The 20,314-nt window shown below is 38.5% G+C and carries 12 protein-coding genes and 2 tRNA genes; 3 read left to right on the top strand and 11 right to left on the bottom strand.

Features of this window, described 5'->3' with window-relative positions; genetic code table 11:
• Positions 1–10: 10 nt before the first annotated feature.
• The 5 genes from fabV to AAHM81_RS02560 form a co-directional block, all read right to left on the bottom strand.
• A complete protein-coding gene (fabV, locus tag AAHM81_RS02580; protein WP_342264956.1) occupies positions 11–1,222 on the bottom strand; it encodes an enoyl-ACP reductase FabV in 1,212 nt (403 codons plus the stop codon).
• Position 1,223: 1 nt separating this feature from the next.
• Complete coding sequence (locus AAHM81_RS02575; protein ID WP_342264955.1) at positions 1,224–1,706, bottom strand: polymer-forming cytoskeletal protein; 483 nt, start codon at positions 1,704–1,706, stop codon at positions 1,224–1,226.
• Between the two features lie 19 nt (positions 1,707–1,725).
• The gene (locus tag AAHM81_RS02570) at positions 1,726–2,523 is read right to left on the bottom strand and encodes a M23 family metallopeptidase (RefSeq protein WP_342264954.1); all 798 of its coding nucleotides are present in this window, start codon (positions 2,521–2,523) and stop codon (positions 1,726–1,728) included.
• Between the two features lie 98 nt (positions 2,524–2,621).
• Positions 2,622–2,696, bottom strand: a tRNA-Val gene (locus tag AAHM81_RS02565).
• A gap of 49 nt (positions 2,697–2,745) precedes the next feature.
• Positions 2,746–2,827: transfer RNA gene (locus AAHM81_RS02560), tRNA-Leu, on the bottom strand.
• 415 nt (positions 2,828–3,242) lie between these two features.
• Between AAHM81_RS02560 and pssA the strand changes: the two genes are divergently transcribed.
• Both pssA and trpS read left to right on the top strand, forming a co-directional pair.
• Positions 3,243–3,929 carry a CDP-diacylglycerol--serine O-phosphatidyltransferase gene (pssA, locus tag AAHM81_RS02555; RefSeq protein ID WP_342264953.1) on the top strand — a complete coding sequence of 229 codons (687 nt, stop codon included), beginning with the start codon at positions 3,243–3,245 and terminating at the stop codon, positions 3,927–3,929.
• Positions 3,930–3,957: 28 nt separating this feature from the next.
• Positions 3,958–4,950: a tryptophan--tRNA ligase gene (gene trpS / locus AAHM81_RS02550; protein WP_342264952.1), complete on the top strand. Its 993-nt coding sequence runs from the start codon at positions 3,958–3,960 to the stop codon at positions 4,948–4,950.
• Positions 4,951–5,789: 839 nt separating this feature from the next.
• Here the strand turns inward: trpS and AAHM81_RS02545 are convergent.
• The 5 genes from AAHM81_RS02545 to AAHM81_RS02525 all read right to left on the bottom strand — a co-directional run bounded on the left by AAHM81_RS02545 (position 5,790) and on the right by AAHM81_RS02525 (position 15,891).
• Positions 5,790–6,977, bottom strand: coding sequence for a hypothetical protein (locus AAHM81_RS02545; RefSeq protein ID WP_342264951.1), 1,188 nt, complete (start codon positions 6,975–6,977; stop codon positions 5,790–5,792).
• A 274-nt stretch (positions 6,978–7,251) separates the two neighbouring features.
• Positions 7,252–10,863, bottom strand: coding sequence for a sodium:solute symporter family transporter (locus tag AAHM81_RS02540; protein WP_342264950.1), 3,612 nt, complete (start codon positions 10,861–10,863; stop codon positions 7,252–7,254).
• A gap of 11 nt (positions 10,864–10,874) precedes the next feature.
• A complete protein-coding gene (locus AAHM81_RS02535) occupies positions 10,875–12,329 on the bottom strand; it encodes a sodium:solute symporter family protein (protein ID WP_342264949.1) in 1,455 nt (484 codons plus the stop codon).
• A 24-nt stretch (positions 12,330–12,353) separates the two neighbouring features.
• Positions 12,354–14,684: a ribonucleoside-diphosphate reductase subunit alpha gene (locus AAHM81_RS02530; RefSeq protein ID WP_342264948.1), complete on the bottom strand. Its 2,331-nt coding sequence runs from the start codon at positions 14,682–14,684 to the stop codon at positions 12,354–12,356.
• A gap of 211 nt (positions 14,685–14,895) precedes the next feature.
• Positions 14,896–15,891, bottom strand: a complete 996-nt coding sequence (locus tag AAHM81_RS02525) for a ribonucleoside-diphosphate reductase small subunit (RefSeq protein WP_342264947.1) — start codon at positions 15,889–15,891, stop codon at positions 14,896–14,898.
• A 527-nt stretch (positions 15,892–16,418) separates the two neighbouring features.
• On the opposite strand from AAHM81_RS02525, the gene AAHM81_RS02520 reads away from it, so the two are divergent.
• Entirely contained in the window at positions 16,419–18,248 is a 1,830-nt protein-coding gene (locus AAHM81_RS02520) for an AAA family ATPase (protein ID WP_342264946.1), read from the top strand.
• 160 nt (positions 18,249–18,408) lie between these two features.
• Here AAHM81_RS02520 and AAHM81_RS02515 read toward each other — a convergent pair whose 3' ends face one another.
• Positions 18,409–20,166, bottom strand: coding sequence for an AAA family ATPase (locus AAHM81_RS02515; RefSeq protein ID WP_342264945.1), 1,758 nt, complete (start codon positions 20,164–20,166; stop codon positions 18,409–18,411).
• Between the last annotated feature and the right edge of the window lie 148 nt (positions 20,167–20,314).

Raw genomic sequence — 20,314 nt, 5'->3', positions numbered from 1 at the left:
GAAGAGTTTATTAAGGCTTCTTTAAAGAAGGTATGGGAATCTCTACCGCTTGCGCAGCAGTATAATCCACCCCTTCTACTTCAAAACCAAATAATTTATAAAATTCATGACGGTAGCCTACAAAGTCAGTAAGCGTAGCTACATTGTTATCGTCTACCTTTGACCAGAGCGCAGCAACAGCTTGTTGTACATCTTCCCGCATTTCCCAATCGTCTATGCGAATCAGGCCTTGTTCATCTACAGATACCTGACCATCTTGCCTATACAAATGATCAACATATAGCCTATACATTTGCTCTATACATCCCTCGTGCAAACCTTTTTCTTTCATGATCTTATAAAGCAATGAAATGTAAAGAGGTACTACCGGTATGGCTGCACTAGCTTGTGTAACCAACGCTTTATTGACAGCAATAAGTGCTTTTCCATGAATAGAGGTGAGTCGTTGTTGTATGATTTTACTTGCTGCTACTAAATTTTTTTTCGCTGCTCCAATGGTTCCTTTTGAATAGATCGGATCTGTTAACTGAGGCCCAATATAAGAGTACGCTACTGTTTGTGCAGTCTTAGCGAGTAGCTTTTCCTTTAACAAAGCTTCTATCCACATGGTCCAATCTTCACCTCCCATAACTGCAACTGTATCTGCTATTTCTTGAGGTGTTGCAGGCTCCATACAAACAGTCGAAAGACGACCACTGATTATATCAATGGTTTTGTTGCTATAGGGCGCCCCAATAGGTTTTAAAACAGATTTAAAGGTTATGCCTGTTTGGGGATGGGTGCGACGGGGAGAAGCTAGGCTATAGATAACCAAATCTACTTCCCCACCCCAATCCTGTTTGATTAACGCAATGACTTCTCGCTTGATAGCCTCTGAAAAGGCATCTCCATTAATGCTTTTAGCATAAAGCCCTGCTTGATGAGCAGCTTGCTCAAAAGCAGCTGTATGGTACCAACCAGGAGAGGCAGTCCGTTTATCATCAGCCGCTCGTTCAAAAAAGACACCTATGGTCTGCGCTTTAGCCCCAAAAGCGGCAACTATTCTGCTGGCCAAGCCATAACCTGTAGATGCTCCTATGATCAGTACTTTCTTAGGACCCAATGCAATTGGAGCATGGCTAGTTACATATTTTATTTGTTCACTTACATTTTGTGCACAACCTGTTGGATGGGCAGTAGTGCATAGGAATCCACGTACTTTTGGTTCTATGAGGCTATTCATTTTAAGGAATCATTGATTGATTAGATCGGGTAGATGTCATTGTACTTTCTGATTGTTTTTCAACATATTCAAACTCTTCTGATTCAGAAGATGGGCCAGTTGGAGCGGCAGAAAGACAATCTCGTTCATAGTTGTTAATGGTTTTATGTTCCTTACCCATTTTACATTTCCCATCAAAACAAGCACCCTCTTCAAAAATCAGTTTGCTGGCAATAATATCGCCCCATACGGTTGCGGTTGATTTAAGCACAAGCAATTCTATCACTTCTATCGTGCCTTTGACCTCTCCACCAATTTCAGCATTCTGCGCTACAATATTGCCTTCTATCTGAGCAGTATGGCTCAACACCACTTTTGCTTTTGTCTTAATGCCACCTGTTATTTTACCCTCTACACGCAAATTACCTGTAGTATGTATATTACCTTCTAAGTGAGAGCCCTGGCCTATGATGTTGCTAATGGTTACAGGACTTGTACTTTTCATTTTGTTATTGAACATTTTTTTAGGAATTAATATAATCTTCCGGATTTAGTGCAACGCCTTCGCTCCAAAGCTCAAAGTGTAAATGTGGCCCCGTAGAAATTTCTCCAGAGTTGCCCATAAGCGCCACCACATCACCTGCCCTAACCAAGTTACCAACTTTTTTAAATAAAAAAGCACAATGCTTACAGATTGAAACGATATTGTTATAATGTTGAATCACAATAACCCATCCTGTATCAACAGACCAATCAGCAAAAATCACGATACCAGTTGCTATAGCCTTAATAGGATCTTTGTCTTTTGCCACAATATCGACTCCATAATGGTTGCCTTCCCTATGGAATGGTTTTGTAATCATTCCACTAATAGGGGGAAATAATAAAGGCGACCTGGTTTCAACGGTTTTTTTGTGATTGGTCGATTCAGGCAGAGATGGCGGTGTTTTCGATACAGTTTCTATTGTCGGCTCCTGAGTAGTAGCAGGAGGTGTAGCGGGAAGCAGCTGTTTAGACTTTCCTTGAATGATTTTTTGCAAGGTGGCAATAAACTTTGTTTGGTATGTAATCTGTTGCTCTAATGCTTCTACCGTAGTAGCCAAGGAAAGTATTTTTTTTTGATTTTCTGCCTCTATATAGACAGGGTTCATCCACCTAGCCAAAACGGTCTTGGCCAGCCATAAGCTAAGGCCAAAACTCACACATAACCATGATAAAAATACTGTAATGAGGGTTACATAACTAAAAGGAGGCGTTATATGCTCCGCAAAATTTTCAACATTTCGAATCACCAACTGATACTTACGCTCGAAATAATCCAAAAATCTTCTATGGGCACGCAATGATCAACTAAATTTGAGTATTATTTTATCTACTTTAATGCAGCCTAGGGGGGATGCATTAAAGAATTCCAATATTGTGGGCGGCATTGGACTCGAACCAACGACCTTTCCGATGTCAACGGAATGCTCTAAACCATCTGAGCTAACCACCCCAAGGGTTTCTCAAAGACTACAGTTAAGCAGCATACAAACTGCTTTCCGTGCGCACAGGGGGACTCGAACCCCCATGCCCGAAAGCACCACCCCCTCAAGATGGCGTGTATACCAATTTCACCACATGCGCAGAAAATTTCAATCGAAATAAACCTATCCAATTTAGGGTATATTAGGCTATTTCCCAAACATTGAATAGAAGATTTATGGCATCGACCTAAGACCTTCTGCAAAAGCTATTTGTGATCAGCAATTTTTAGGAGAAGCGCCGTCGAGCACCGCAGAATACTAGATGTATTTGAGGAGCATAGACAAGTTTCGACACCAAAATTGCCATTGGAAATAGGTTTTGCAGAAGGTCTCTAATCTTTTGGGTTGGCTGCTAATTTGATTACGCCTAACCATCTTTGTCAAGATCATAGATAAACGGCGTGATGATTTTCATATCGAAGGCAAATCAGTTATATTGCTACCGCTGGTAACAGCATGATGTTAGCTTCCTAATAGGGGGCGTTCCACGATGTTTTATTTGAATGCAGGAAAATATGAAAAAGCATATTCCCAATTGTTTATCTATTTTAAACCTAATCAGCGGCGCTATAGGCACCGTACTGGCCCTAAACGGTCATCTGATATATGCTGGTTATAGCATATTTATAGGGGCTTGTTTTGATTTTTTAGATGGTTTCGCTGCAAAATTGCTGCATGCACAATCTGCCTTCGGAAAGCAATTAGATGCATTAGCAGACCTTATTAGTTTTGGCATGTTGCCTGCGGCTATACTCTATAAATTGATTCAAACTTATGAGCGCTGTCCTTATCGTCCTTATGTAGCTTTATGTATAGTTGTCTTTTCGGCACTTAGGTTGTCTAAGTTTAATGTGGATCCCAAACAGACAAATCAATTTAGGGGGTTGCCCACACCAGCTAGTGCCATACTGATCGCCACATTACCTATGATTTTAAAACGCGCCCTTTATCCAGACTTGGTCAATGGGTTAACGCAGCCCCTGGTGTTGCCTTTATTCACGATACTACTTTCTTATCTATTGGTTGCCAATATTTCATTTGTAGCTTTGAAGTTTCAAGGGTTTTCTTTTCAAGCGAATAGATCCCGTTACTTTTTAATAGTAGTATGGATCCTCTTGACCACAGCTATGCAGGTTGAAGGACTTTTTTGTAGTGTTTGGTTATACATATTATATGCTTTATGTAAGACCAAGATAGGATAAAGCTCCATTGAATGAAGGTTACACAAGCATGAAAAAGAAAATCTTAACAGGTGATCGGCCAACTGGCAAACTCCATTTAGGTCATTATATTGGCTCCTTGCAAAACAGGATCAAATTGCAAAGTACATACGATCAGTATATCCTAGTAGCAGACCTACAAGCCTTAACGGATCATTTTGACCATCCAGAAAAAGTTACTCAAAATATTATTGAAGTTACCAAGGATTACTTAAGCATTGGGATTGACCCTGACCAAACAACCATTGTAGTTCAGTCTCAAATACCAGAAATTGCAGAGTTAACAGTTTATTATCTCAATTTGGTCACTTTGGGTCAATTGAATCGCAACCCTACTGTAAAGTATGAAATACAGCAAAAAGGATATAGTAAATCCATTCCGGCAGGTTTTTTTTGTTATCCGGTTAGTCAAGCGGCAGATATTACCCTATTTCAAGCAGAGCTGGTCCCAGTTGGGGATGATCAATTGCCCATGATTGAGCAAACCAATGAAATCGTTAGGCGTTTTAATAAAATCTATCACACCAACATTTTAAAGGAATGCAAAGCGGTTTTAAGTAAAACATCTAGGCTAGTGGGCATAGATGGTAAATCCAAGTCAAGCAAGTCATTAGGCAATGCCATTGCACTTTCCGATCCACCAGATGTCATCAAGAAAAAAGTTTTTCAGATGTATACAGACCCTGACCATATTAAAGCTAGCGACCCTGGACGTGTAGAAGGCAATGTTGTATTTACCTATTTAGATGCCTTTCATAGTGACCAGGAAGCTGTTGCTGACTTAAAAGCTCACTACAGACGTGGTGGATTGGGTGACGTGGTCATTAAAAACATCTTAAATGATAGTTTACAACGCTTATTAGGCCCTATCAGAGCAAAAAGGGATAGTTTGGATACCAACATGGTAAAAGAAATACTCCATTATGGTACTGCAAAAGCAGCTCAATTGGCAAAAGCAACCATAGAAATGGTACGAGAAGCCATAGGCATTCAATCTTTCTAGCAGAAAAAATATAGTAGTATCTATTCACGCCTGTGGTTGGGGCCCCTTATCTCCTTCGATAAAAAGTCTGGCCCGATAGTAAATAGCTGAATCGATATCTTTTTCAGCGGGAAAATCGTGAACTCAGCCCGCAAGCGGGCTTCAAACAGACGATTTTCTAATCCGCTAAAAAAGATATCGCTCAGGCGTTAGTATTTTACTAGAGCGCCATTTTTTATCGAAGGAGACGCGGGGCTGATAATGATAAGAAAATCTATTGTGGCCGCCGATAAAGGAATGCGGCGCTTCAGTAAAGCGGAAGTCTTTAAACAATCTATTGTTCAGCGGATTAGAAAAACAGCCTGTTTGCAGCCTACGAAGTAGGCAAGTTCTGTTTTTCCCGCTGAACAATAGATTGTTTCATTGCCTTTACTGCGCGCCAAATCTTTTATCGGTGGCCACAAGTACTGCGTATACCAATACTCCATGTAAAAAATGCTATTCTATTTAATAGTCAATAATATATCACTCTTAAGTTGACGCCATTGTGTGTTCAATGCTATGGCGGTGAGGTCCCCCACTTTTTACCTAGGGCTTGATTTTTGTCCACTTCTTTATCAAGAAAAAAGTGGAATACAATTCATTACTAACCAGTGACGTGATTAGATACAAATCTACTTTTCTGCCATATCCATTCATCACTATGGCTGCCTTTTTCTGAAAAAGCAAATGGCTAACCATTGCCAGCCCTACGTCTCCTTCGATAAAAAAATGGCGCTCTAGTAAATAGCTGAAAGGAGACGCACGGCTGGAACTGGCTATTGCAATAGCCTCAGTTTATTACGATAAAATTCTTATTTCTATGAGTTAGCGCTATTCTTTATTCTTTCAACCGTTTTCTCTACTAACATAAATCCATAATGGTGGGTATAGATCATTTCTAAAACTAAAAAGTATGCTTTTAGGTACCCATATTCAGAATCTTGCCCATCATTGGATCTAGACAGAGTCGCACAGAAGCTTTCATAATTTGCCAAAAATTGTTTATAAATCTTTTTTAATTCCGACAATATATCATGCAGTTCACCTGCATGATTACTATTATTATCAATTTTTTTATGTAAAACCTCTAATGCGCTAAAGGTTGCCTGTATTTCTGATACAGGTGGTAAGCTCGATGAATTAAATAAAAATTTAAGAATATGTTTGGAATTTTCGAACTCTTTATGCCACAGTAGTAGTTCATTGAATTTTTCTAGCAGTATGGTTGCTTCCGCTGTATCTGCAAACAGTCGTTTTATTTCTTCTACTTTATCAAAGCCCTGGCTCAGGGTTTCTAGTTGAGCAGAAAGTTGTAATAGAAATTCTTTGATGGTTTTTATATCTTCTATGCCGGGGTAATTCCGGATTAAGTTCTTGAAGATGCCCATTACTTTATTTTCTTCTTTGTCTTCAATAGGATAAAAAATAGGCTGAAGACGTAGTGGTGCTAATAGAGTTTGAGGTGGCATATTTAGCATAGTGGCTGCTTTGGGTTCTTGCTCCAAGTCATCTATCATTTTCTGCACCATACTGTACGCAGGCTTAATATCTTTGTCCAAAGTTTTACGGACGGTTCCTATGACTCCTTCGAACGCTTCCCTATTTTTTGCAAGCTCTGAATCTTTTTGGCCTACATTATCTACAAAATGAGCTTCCTCGCTTGATAATCCTATACTAATTCGACTAGCTTTATCCCGCTTTTTATTTAGTGCTTCATCAGCTGTATGTGTTAGCTTACTACCTGTAGCCGTTGTCTGACCTAATTCAGCTGTATGTATTAGATTACCACCTGTAGCCGTTGTCTGACCTAATTCAACAGATGAACTATTATGATACTGAATTGGTGTGTTATATACTCCTTGACTAAAGGAGTCGAATAGAGGCTTCAAGCTACTAATAGGATTCTGCTGTTTTTCCTTTTGCGCTTGCGAACAGCTGCTTGCTTGTAACGTACAAAGGAGGCTACTAACCATTAGTATGGTAGTATTTAGGATAAATTGCTTCATAATAATTTCTTGATACCAATAAAAAAGCGTGATATAGAAGTACTTTCTGCTACTAATTTGAACAGGAACATCAAACGACAGATCAGCTTTATTTTAACTAGTCGATCCTAAGGTATTCAGATGAGTACTGGATTATATCATTTTTTTAATTTGATAATCAATACAAAAAGGTTTTTGATACTTGTTATTGTGATTAACAGGTAAGTAAATAAATAATACTTCAGGGGCGACTAACTAGCGCAATAATACAAAATAAAATTAAAATAACCTTAAGTTAAGTGGGTTGTCCTAAGTCCTTGAAGGACGGGTGCATGTATTGTTCTTGACGTTTATTTTTATAAATCTCTAATGCCTGTTTGGCCGCTTGCTCTAATGCCATGCTTATCTCTTGGCCCAAGTATGCATGGGCTATTGGCACATCTATAGCCAAGGTTTCCTGCGCCATATGTTGTACCTCTGTGAGGTGCATGTAACCTGCTGCATGGCGTAGGTCATAGAGCCGCTCAGCCAGTTTTATAAAGAGCACAGAGAGCTGTACATGGTCTTCTTTAATGGCTGCCTTCAAACGGTTCTGGACATAAAGCAATGAGGGATGATCTAGTTCTTGACGTTTGTCTATACCCACTACATTCAATACAAAGGCATAGACGCCTAAATTATAATGGCGCTTAATATAAGAAAGGGGCAAACAGGTATGGCGTACCAACTCATAGAGCAAAGAGGCATAAATTACTTTAGGCGAGTGAAAAACCCATTCTACCACCAATTCAGCAATGCCTACCGCCCGTACATAAAACAATTGGCCAGAGCTATGCCGCCTAAAGCGAAAATGTTTCCGCAACAATAAAAGCAAACCAGAAACTGTGGCTACATCAACAGGATCTGATCGATGAGAAGACTTGCAGATATAGTCATGGAACTGCATCAATACCATCATGGAATCGGCTTGCTCCTTAGGGGTGATAGGCATTTCGGATGTTAAGCAGTCTATAGGTAGCTTGATCATCATTTTATCACGAATAGCTGTGACATCAGTAGGCAATACCAATAATATAGCTTTGTTCTTAACATCAGTCCCATATTCCATATAACCATAATGGGCAGCCACAATACTGGCTATCGTTTCCTGCTGAAGGTCCAACGATGGTGACATTTCTGGTCTACCTTGTGCCCCCATGCCATCTACCACATCATCATAGACCGCTTTGATGGTCGGAAGCGCTTCAGGAGGCGTACTAAGGTCGCTTATCACTAACGCAATGGCTTCGAAAGCGATACAAGAAGGCGCGCTATCATCAAGAGGATCTGCCTGTTTAAATTGCAAAGAGGTGGTGTGGAATTCTATTTTAACCAATGGCGCAAGCGTATCTTCTAGCTTACCAACTTGTAAAATAGCCTTAACCAATGCATAGATTACCTGATCGATGTCGCATATAATATAAAAAGAATGCACACTATCCCCCCCCTGTATTTGCGCTACAAAAAGCCTAGGAGGATGTACAACCTCTTGAGACAAGGCAACCTCTACCTTACGAATCAACGCATCTACAGTAATTTTAGTAGGCTGCAATAATGCATGGTCCTTGGCCTTGTCTTTTTTATTGAAATAGGTCACCCAATCATAAAACTTATTGATAATGCTTTGGAAATCCTTTTTATAAAGGGGCATGTCGTCATCTAAAAAGGAGATGGATTCTTCCACTTTTCCTACTACTTGGGCTAAAATAGAGCCGGTTCCTTTAGGCTGGGTATGAGCAGTAGTAAGCATAGCTGAATTATAGAGCGATTCCTTTAGCTTACGAGATGTATGCATCTTCTCTCTATTCCTTAAGTAGCTTACTTGGTCAAGATAATGATTATTCTTAGCCTTAAGGTAAACAAAAATGCCAAAAATAAGCAAACCTAAGCCCAAACAGAAGAGTAACAGAAACCCAACAGTTGATGGCGAAAGCACTAATGTATTGGTACAATAAATGGAGCTTAGGTAGATAACCATAAATAGGGTAGCCATTACAAAACTGACACCAAGATATAAAGGAAGCACCAACAAGGTTACTACCAAATGGACCAAAGATAAACCTAAGGTTAAGAGCAGATTGGTGCCATGCCACCAGTGCCATAGCACATTGATAGGCAAGCAAAAAGATAAGCCAGTTAGCCAAAGTAGTCCAATAAGCCAATTTGGAATCAGTTTTATTTTTTCTGAGACAAAGGTACTATACCCTAAAAAGCAAATGCCTATCAAGAGCTGCGCAATGAGCCAGCCTCCATGGTCAGTAATAGGGGCTATAAAATAGGTTAGTAAATTGCTGATAAGTACATAAAACCCCACACATGTAAGTGTAGCATGACTGGGGCGCAGTCGCGCCAAGGTTTCTTTGAAATGTAGCAATCCATTTTTAATCGCTTCTTTACGTGCCTGCTGTTTACGGGCACGGACTTGCTGCAACTGTACAAAGGCATCGTCCGGCCCAACCCACCCTGTATTTTCCGGCTGCTTGAATAGGTAGTGGGCAGCCAACATAGCCAAACCATTGGCTAACATACACACAAAGGAACCGTCTATTTTTGTTGATGGTTCAACCCATTTGTTCCAGGCTACAATAGCCAATACACCTGTAGCCATACCGATCAAAGCGGTACGTGAAGTACCCCTAAAACCAAAAATAGCTAATATAAAAGGGGCCGTTATGATAGGGACGGACAAATCAAGAGCTAGTACAAATAGATTTAATAAATCGCCATAATAAAAAGATAATACCATAGCAAATAGTCCGACAACTAGAGTAGTTATCCTAGCTAATCGGATCTGATGAACATAGGGAACATCCTTTACACCCCTTACACTTTCTAAAATATCATGGCTAACCATAACAGCACATGAATTTAAGCAAGAATCAGCTGTAGACATAGCCATGGCAAGTAAACTAATGGAAACTGCCCCCTTAAACATAGGTGGGATATGAACCATTATATAACTCCAAATGGATTCCACCGGCAACTCTGGTGCTCCCACGAAGACAAATAGGCCCACTAGAATTATAAAAATCTTTATAACAAAGCTAAAAAAGGTAGAATATAAAAAAACACTTCTTGCTTGGATAGGACCAGAGCACATATAGACCCTCTGCATGGTTGGTGGGTCTATATAGGACATAAGATTAGATAAAATCAGCGCAATCATAGCGACTAGTTTTGTATCAAAATACAATACGCTACTAAGTTGAAATTTTTTTTGACTCTGTAAAAAAGAAATAATTTCACCAACTGGCTTATCTCCTGTTGCTAACATCATATAATAAGCCAAAAGCGGAATAATAACAGCAAAGGTTACAAATTGTAATACATCCGTCAAGGTAATGGCACGAATACCTCCAAACATGGAATAAACAATAAGTATTAAAGTTGCAAAAATTGTAATTGATTTTGGATCAATTGAATCTATACAGATCCTAATAGCCAGGGACATCACATTGATTTGACCAGCAATTAAAGCAATAGAAGAACCAATACTGGCTAAGGCCGTAATAACTCTCGCATACTTACCATATATTTTACCTGTAGTCTCTGGAAGAGAAAGGTGCTGCATAAATGGTCCCATACGCAAGGCCAATGGACTGATAACCCCAACAGCCAAGCTACCTGAAAGTGCTAATATTACCCAATAAAAACCAGAACTATGGACACGCTCTATAGTACGCACCAGCCCTCCTCCTCCAAAAAGCGTAGCCAATACCGTAGCCACCAAAGTAGCAGTAGCAAACTGCTTATTACCTACTGCATATTGCCGAAAAGTAGTTTTTTTTCTACTAAAATAGATACCTACCACCAAGGTTAATACCAAAAAGGCTCCTACTATTACGAGCGGTATATTCAAGCAGATCATATAAGAAATCGTTAAAAAGTTTTCACAATAGTTATAACACTAGTGCCAACCCACCCTGCACTTTCTGGCTGTTTGAGTAAATAGTGGGCAGCCATCATAGCCAAACCATTGGCCAACATACAGATAAAGGCGCCATTGATTTCCGTTACAGGTTCCACCCATTGATTCCAAACTAAAATAGCCAGCGCACCTGTAGCCATACCGATCAAAGCAGTACGGGAAGTACCTCGAAAACCAAAAACAGCTAACAAAGCAGGAGCAGTTACTACTGGAAGGGAAAAAGCAAAACCTAGCATCAGCAATTCCACCAGATCCTTACAATAAAAAGCCAAAAACATACTAGCTAGCCCCACTACTAATGTGGTTGATCTAGCTATTTTAAGTTTACGCACATCATCAATTTCTTCCTGTATGGTGGCCATAATATCATGACTAACCATAACAGAGCAAACATGTAGGCAAGAATCAGCTGTAGACATAGCCATAGCAAGCAAGCTGATACAAACCATGCCCTTAAAAAGGGGGGAAGTGTTCATTATGATATAATGCCAAATAGCTTCACTTGGTAACCCTACCCCTCCCCCTACAAAAACAAATAGACTAATTAGTAGTATAAAACCTATAATCAAAAAACTAAAAAAACTGACATATGAAAAGACTTTTTGTGCTTGATGAGCACCAGAAGACATATAGGCCCTTTGCATAACTTCAGGTGCCCCGATATCAGGAACCATAATACATAGAGCTATTGCAATTATCGCTGATAGATTCATATCAAACTGGCGTAGGCTACTCACCTGGAATTTTTCTTGCGTTTGTAGAAAAACGAAGACCTCTACTATGGATTTACCTGTTGTTTTAAACATCAACCAAGCTAAAAATGGAATAATGGTAGTAAAGGTGATAAACTGCAAGATATCTGTAATGGTAACGGCACGAACGCCTCCAAAAACAGAATAGGCAATAAGGATTAAAGCAGCAAGAATAGTAATAATTTGGGAATTAACTAAATTTAGACCTACACACACGCTAACCATGTAGACCATTGCGATAATTTGCATAGCAATGCCAATAATAGACTGACAAATACCAACCAAAGCGGTAATAATTCTTGGGTACTTACCATAGACATTACCTATCGTTTCTGCAATGGAGAGGTTGTGCATAAATGGCCCCATGCGTAACATCAATCTACTAAAGAGCCATATACTGAAACTATCCACAAACGAAACAAGAATAATCCAATACAGGCCAAGTTTATGGACATACTGCACATTACGAATGAACCCTCCCCCACCATAGGAAGTAGCCAATACTGTAGCCACCAAGGTGGCGGTAGCAAATTGTTTATTGCCTACTGCATATTCTCGAAAAGTGATTTTTTGCCTACTAAAGCAAATGCCTACCATCAAGGTTAACAACAAAAAAGCAGCTATTATACATAACGAGATATTAAAGTATGTCATAAAGCAAAGCGTTAAATAGGCCAGCTAGCCACTGCACATTAAGCATTCTTTTTCTCCTTCACTTGGAAAAGGTGTTTCAACTTTTTCTTTCTTTTGTATGGTAAACTTAATAGCGTCTGCTGCAGCCTTGGTACGTAGGTAATACATTCCCGTTTTTAGTCCTTTTTTCCAAGCATAAAAATGCATAGAGGTTAATTTAGCCATGGTTGCATCCTTCACATAAAGATTTAGGCTTTGACTTTGACAAATATAGGGCGCACGGTCTGCAGCCATGTCAATAATAGATTTTTGAGGAATCTCCCAAACCGTTCTATAGAGGTTTTTAATGTGTTGTGGAATACAGGCAATCTGTTGAATGGAGCCATTGTCCATCATGAGTGCTTCTTTCACCTGTTCATTCCAAAGACCAAGCTGAATAAGATCCTCTAATAGGTATTTATTTACCACAATAAATTCCCCAGACAGCACCCTTCGGGTGTAAATATTAGCGGTATAGGGTTCAAAGCATTCGTTATTTCCCAGGATTTGAGAAGTAGAGGCTGTGGGCATTGGCGCAACCAGTAGTGCGTTTCTTATGCCATGCCAGGCTATTTCGTTACGCAAGTGATCCCAGTCCCATCTTCCGGAAGAAGGGGTTACCCCCCACATGTCAAATTGTAGTATACCTTGTGAAATGGGTGATCCAGGATAGCTTTCATATACTCCCTCTTTCTGTGCCAAATCTTTAGAAGCGGTTAATGCGGCAAAATAAATGGTTTCAAAAATTTCTTGATTGAGTAACCGTGCTTCTGGGCTGTCAAACACAAGCTTCATTTTAAGAAATGTATCTGCCAGTCCCTGCACACCAATACCAATCGGTCTGTGTCTTAAGTTAGAAGTGCGGGCTTCCGCTAGAGGGTAATAATTCCGATCGATGATCTTGTTAAGGTTTTTGGTGACCAGATAGGTAACCGTATATAATTTGTTGTGGTCAAAGAAGCGATTGGCATCCACAAACATAGGGAGCGCAATAGAGGCAAGATTGCAAACCGCAATTTCATCAGGCGAAGTATATTCTATAATCTCTGTACAGAGGTTGCTAGACTTTATAGTACCCAAGTTTTTTTGATTAGACTTTTGATTGGCAGCATCTTTGTAGAGCATATAGGGGGTTCCTGTTTCTATTTGAGACTCCAAAATCGCAAACCAAAGCGTTTGTGCTTTAATAGAAGTACGTGCTTTGCCTTCTTTTTCATACTGTTTGTATTTTTGCTCAAATGCTGCTCCATAACAGTCCGAGAGCCCTGGTGCTTCATTAGGACAAAAGAGTGACCACATCTCATCTGCCTCTACACGTTGCATAAATAAGTCTGGAATCCACAGCCCATAGAAAAGATCTCTGGCCCTTCTTTCCTCTTTTCCATGGTTTTTCTTTAACTCTAAAAAGTCAAAGATATCTGCATGCCAAGGCTCTAGATAGATGGCAAAACTACCTTTGCGTTTGCCTCCTCCTTGATCTACATAGCGAGCGGTCATATCAAAGTTCCGCAACATTGGTACAATCCCATTAGAAATACCATTGGTCCCTCGAATATAAGAACCTGTAGCACGTATGTTATGAATGCTTAATCCAATGCCTCCAGCAAATTGAGATATTTTTGCACACTGTGTAAGGGTATTGTAAATACCTTCAATGCTATCGCTTTGCATGGTTAGTAAAAAGCAGGAAGAAAGTTGTGGGTTAGGTGTGCCTGCATTAAAAAGCGTAGGCGTGGCATGGGTAAACCATTTTTCAGACAGGAGCTGATAGGTCTCAAGCACAGCATCTAAATCATTTCCATGAATGCCTACTGCTACACGCATCAACATATACTGAGGACGTTCTACAACCCTTCCATTTATTTTCAGCAGATAAGAACGCTCTAATGTTTTAAAACCAAAAAAATCATAGGTAAAATCACGTTCATGCACAATGGCATTATCTAAAGTTGCTGCATGGCTGGAAATAATTTTATACACATCCTGAGCTATAAGGGAAGCATGCTGACCAGTTGAGGGATTTACATAGGTATAGAGCCTTTTTATGGTACTAGAAAAAGATTTACTCGTTTCCTTATGTAGGTTGGAAATCGCTATGCGTGCAGCTAGAATAGCGTAATCTGGATGGTATACCGCCATTGTTGCTACTGTTTCTGCCGCCAAGTTGTCTATAGCTGAAGTAGTTACCTGATCATAAATGCCTTCAATAATCTTTTTAACAATAGCTATGACATCGATATAATCCCTATTTAACCCATAGCAGAGCTTTTCTATTCTAGCGGTTATTTTATCGAATTTAACTGATTCTAAGCGTCCATCGCGTTTTATAACTAACATCTACTCTTTATAATATTTTATTGATTGTTCATCGAATAATAGGCATGCCATGCATCACACTCAGTGGTCTACATCAGATGATCCATATGCACTCCGTAAGCATTTTCTCCCCTGGCTAATAGAGAATAGTGCTGCTGCATAGGATGCATCTAACTGCTTAAGGATTAAAGGCTGTATGTAAGGCTACTACTTGGGAATTTTTGATAAAGTTTTAAAACTCCTCATCTAATTTAAATCGTGCTTTGTCTTTATCTTCAGAGATGCTGCTCATGACCCCTGATTTTTGGTACTCGCCTACTCGCTTCTCAAAGAAATTGGTTTTGCCTTGCAAAGCAATCATTTCCATAAAATCAAATGGGTTGGTTACATGATAGATTTTTTTGCATCCCAGCTCTAATAGCAGTCTATCGGCAACAAATTGAATATACTGGGTCATCAACGCTGCATTCATACCAATCAACTTGACTGGCAAGGCATCAGATACAAATTCACTTTCAATGGCAACTGCATCAGCTATAATTTGAGCAACCCGCTCTTCCGGGAGTTTGTTTTTGATATGTTGGTTATAGAGCAAGCAAGCAAAATCGCAGTGTAGCCCCTCATCTCTAGAAATAAGCTCGTTAGAAAAGGTTAGCCCTGGCATTAATCCCCTTTTTTTAAGCCAAAAAATCGCACAGAAACTACCAGAAAAAAAGATCCCTTCTACTGCTGCAAAGGCAATTAACCGCTCTGCAAAGGAACCTTTACTAATCCAACGCAACGCCCAATCTGCCTTTTTCCCCACCCACTCAATGGTTTCTATAGCATTGAATAATCTATGGCGTTCTTTGGGATCTTTGACATAGGTATCGATCAGTAAAGAATAGGCTTCAGAGTGGATGTTTTCAATAGCAATCTGGAATCCATAAAAAAACTTAGCCTCTGTATATTGTACCTCATTGGCAAAGTTTTGAACCAAATTTTCATTTACAATGCCATCGCTAGCAGCAAAAAAAGCAAGCACATGGGTAATAAAGTGCTTTTCACCAGATGTTAAGTTTTCCCAGTCTTTTATATCCTGACTAAGGTCAATCTCCTCTGCAGTCCAAAAACTGGCCTCCGCTTGTTTATAGAAACTCCAAATATCGTGATGCTCAATAGGGAATAAAACAAATCTATTTTTATTCTCTTGCAAAAGAGGTTCATCTACATAAGTATCGTTGCTCATCTGATTTTTTCGTTTTACGATTTGGTAAGTGGCATGTAATTTAAGACTACAATAAGGCCTTCAATTGATGTGTACAACAAACTTAGCTAAATGCAACCAAAGGTTCAACCTTTTATAGAAATAATTTATGTGAAGGGATTAAAGTCAATTTTAATGATGAGGCTTGTTTATAGCGCTTCAAATACATCTAGTATGCTTCGGTGCTCAACCACGCTGCATTTAAAAAATTGCCATTAGAAATAAGATGAGGCCATTGTGTAGTAATTGATATTTAATCTGACAGGTAGTAAAAATTAGCATATATACATGTCCGTTAAGTTTAGTTTATCACGTATGGTTTTAAGATAGGCGATTTAGTTATTTTTTTTCAAAGACTAGTTTTTTGCTATCTTCCCAAGTTTGTATAGGTATTTTACCGTAACAATACTTTCCAGAATATTGAAAAGCTAATCATTCCTAACTAAATGCTATGAAAACTATCTATCTTGCAGTGTGTGCCACAATTATAGATCCCTAAATAAAAAGAAATGGAATATAAAAGAGAAGATAAAGGCTTAAGCACCGAGGAAAGCAAAACAATCACTGCCAGAGGTGTACGCATTCCTATTGGAAAATCTAGCGTCAAACAGATGATAGATGCTAGCTTTTATGCAGATAAAACCTCTTATATAGCTAAGCTATTTAACGATGATGGTACTTATTTCTTCTTTATAAGACCACGCAGATTTGGTAAATCGCTACTCCTTGATACCATAGATCAAATAGCAAAAGGAAATAAAGCATTATTTACAGGGTGTGCTATTTATGAAGATCCAACCTATAAGTGGAAAAAATATCCAGTTATTTGGTTGAATTTCTCAGAATTGGCTAAAGATGGCCCAACGGAACTAAAAAAAAGCCTTAACAGAAAGTTGTATGATATTGCTGAGCTTTTTGAGGTAAACGATAAGATAAATATTTCGATAGATGAAGCATGTGAAGATTACCTAAAGAGAGTAATTAATTTGTTGAACAAACTAGATAATTATGAACCTACCCCCATTATCTTAATTGATGAATACGACAGTCCACTAATTTCCTGTGAAAAAGAACAGTATGAAGAGGTACTATCCGTTCTGAGTTCATTTTTCAAAGTTTTAAAAGCCCATCAGAAGGACTGTAAATTTATTTTTGTAACGGGTGTAACTAAATTTCATTTATCTGGTCTTACCTCAGGGGCCAATTCAGCCAATGATATATCCTTGCATGAGGATTATGCAGAGATGTTGGGGTATACAGAAGAGGATATTGACAACCTATTCCTTAGCAAGGAAAAAATTATTAATCCAGTACTTGAAAAACTTAACAGAAAAAAGAGACAGGAAGAAAAGTACACACTTATTCAACTCAAGCAAGCGTTAAAGGATTATTATAATGGGTATTGCTTTACAGATGATAAAATAATAAGCGTTTATAATCCAGACTCTATATTAAAATTTTTTAGAGATAAATCATTTGGTAATTACTGGTCCAACTCTGGTAACCCTACCATCTTACTACAACAAATCAAAAATAATATCGGTAGGTTCAACATAGATTGGGATAAAGATGATTTTATCATGAGTCAAGAGTCATTCGAATATGTTGCTAGCACGCTCCATACAACTCCTCTACTGCCTCTAATGTATCAAACCGGGTACCTTACGTTAGATCCTGATGGATTTACAAATGATTGTAGAACGGACAAAAACGAAACTGATTACTATTTAAAATTTCCTAATGGGGAAGTAAAATCTGCTTTAAAACTTGTATTAGCTGATTTTATAGCTCAAAAACAAGCAGCAGCAGGAAGGGTATATAGAGATTCTATTCTAGATTATTTAAGAACGGACAACTGGTTGGCCTTCTTTAACTGCCTTAGAAGTGGTTGCTTGGCCAAAGCAGGCTACCGCTTTCTCGATAAATCTGAAAGGAGTTTTCAGGGTGCTTTATACTCCTTTCTCAACGGTGCTTTTCATACCAGCGATGGTATTTGGGCTAGTGCTGAAAGGGATAGTGGTATAGGCCGTACAGATATCATTATGGAAGACCAAGATAATGAGCATAGAACCATCTATATTTTTGAGCTAAAAGTAGATAAACCAGCCTTAGAAGCTTTGGAGCAAATACGTCATAAAGATTATAGCCTTCAATATGATTTATGCCATAAGAAGGTGCTTATAGGTTTAAAATGTGATGCTGCAAAACTCAATATTACAGAGGCAGTTATTGAAATACATCAACGCGATGAGTGGCATACTTTTCAGGTAATGTCACGTAAAAATTTTAACGTTAATGCTGCTGGCTATTTTCAAGAAGTAGAAACATGTAGTAGTTGATATTTAATCTGACAATTGTTAAATTGTCTTGGCTATAAATATCAACTACTACACATTACTATATTCCTTTATTATCGATCTAAAGCTAAAAACACACCCTAAATTTATATAGTTTTTTACAGAGTAGCTAATTCAAGGGCGTGTATTATACCACTCTTCCTTATTTATATAGTTCCGTCCAACTCACTGCTCCAGCTTGTCTATGCACCAAATCATAAGTAGCATAAGCAGCTAATACAGACTTTCCGGAAAAAGCAATGCCGCATTCTATGACTTCTTTAACATGCGGATATTGTAATAATTCAGTATGATACGCTTGCAATTGTATTTGATCTAACGCAAATTGAGCTGCATTTTTCAAATCTTCTTCCTTACGTACATGCTTAAATTCCAATAAAACTGCCTGCGTACCTTCTTTGGGAATCAGTAGCACATCATAACGCCCTAAGCCACTTTCTCTATTGGAGCGTATATAGTGGGTTCTTCCCAAACTCGCCAACATGGCCAGAACAAAACCATGGTAAAACCCTTCTGATTTTCTTGGAACTTGTGTATCAAAACAGCTAACACTTTGACATAAGAAGAAGCTCAGTTGTGCTACAAAAAGAGGCACCGATCCAGCTACTAAATGTTCTAAAAAAGAGGCATAAACGCCTTGATCAACAAACTTACTACTTAACCATTCTTTAAAGAATCTATTGTAGAGTCTACGTATTTCATGATTGGGAACCCTAACTATACAATCATATAAATCACTATCTAAACTTAGGTTACTTGTTTGAAAGGTTATATATCCAGCAAACAACAGTAAACTCCACAAAGCAATTTCATCTCTATCCAACACATCAAAAGCAAGATGTTTATCGATAGATACCCTTAACGCTTCTCCTTGCATCAATTGTGTAAATTGCTCTTTAATGCTCTCATTAGAGGAAAGAATGAGTTGTTTAATTAAATCATTATTTCCTGTATTTACCCAATAGACATCAAATCGACCCTCTTCACTCAAACAGTAAATAATGGACCAAGGATTATACATGACTAAATCTCCTACCTTGTAACCATTGTACCAACTTTTTACTTGGTCCATGCAAATAGCAAGATTCTGTTTGGTAAATAAATCTTGAACTTCTATTTCGCTCAAACCAAAGTGGCTGCTATAACCTTTATCTAAAAGGGTGTAAGTTTTGAGGTTATTCAATCCAGAAAGCATACTATCCTTAGAAACACGCAGTATACCAGTTAATACGCCTCTTTCTAGTGCATCATTATCTTTTAAGGCAGCACTAAAGAGATTACGCATAAATGCGACTATATCATTCAAGTATGCCTGATTGCCATAAGCTTTATTAAGCGGGGTATCATACTCATCTATCAAAATATAGACTTTTTGACCATGATGTTGGTAGAGGCATTGGCTGAGTAATTCTAAAGAGGATTCTAATTGTTGTTGATTAGCTTGTCTATTGCGAATAACATACAATTGCTCTAACTGTAGCTCATTAACTTTATCACTTGTAAATAAATAGAGATAAAAGCTATAAACCTTTAAGATCAATTCATACACTGCATTGTAAGCCCCTTGAAAGCTATCTGCATTGACATCCTTAAAGCTTAACATAATAACAGGGTACTTTCCTTGGTATTGCTTAATGTATCGAGCACCTTCTAATCTACCTATGGCTAAATTATCAAATAAGCCTGCTGTATTTACCCCATTGACCTCTGAAGCAAAGAAATGCTGCAACATAGACATATTCAGGGTCTTGCCCCAACGACGAGGTCGGGTAATTAACGTAACTTCTTCTCCCTTTTCCAAGAATTCAGCAATCATAGGTGTTTTATCACAAAAGAGGTAATCGTTGGTTACCAGCTTATGGAAGTTACTAAGGCCGATTGGTAGTTTACGGGTATACATGTCAGGTTAATTCAGGTAATAGAAGATGTATTAAAGGTAGGAAAAAAGGTTCAGGAACGGGTCTGTCGGGTCTTTTGATATAAGTGTCGTACGTTTGTATTATAAGCTTATGTTAATTAAAGAGTTGGAATAAGGTTGCCTAAGTACT

Source organism: Cardinium endosymbiont of Philonthus spinipes (genome assembly GCF_964030745.1).
Taxonomy (GTDB): domain Bacteria; phylum Bacteroidota; class Bacteroidia; order Cytophagales; family Amoebophilaceae; genus Cardinium.
The sequence above is the reverse complement of the archived record's forward strand: the minus strand, read 5'-3'. Positions and strand labels throughout refer to the sequence as shown.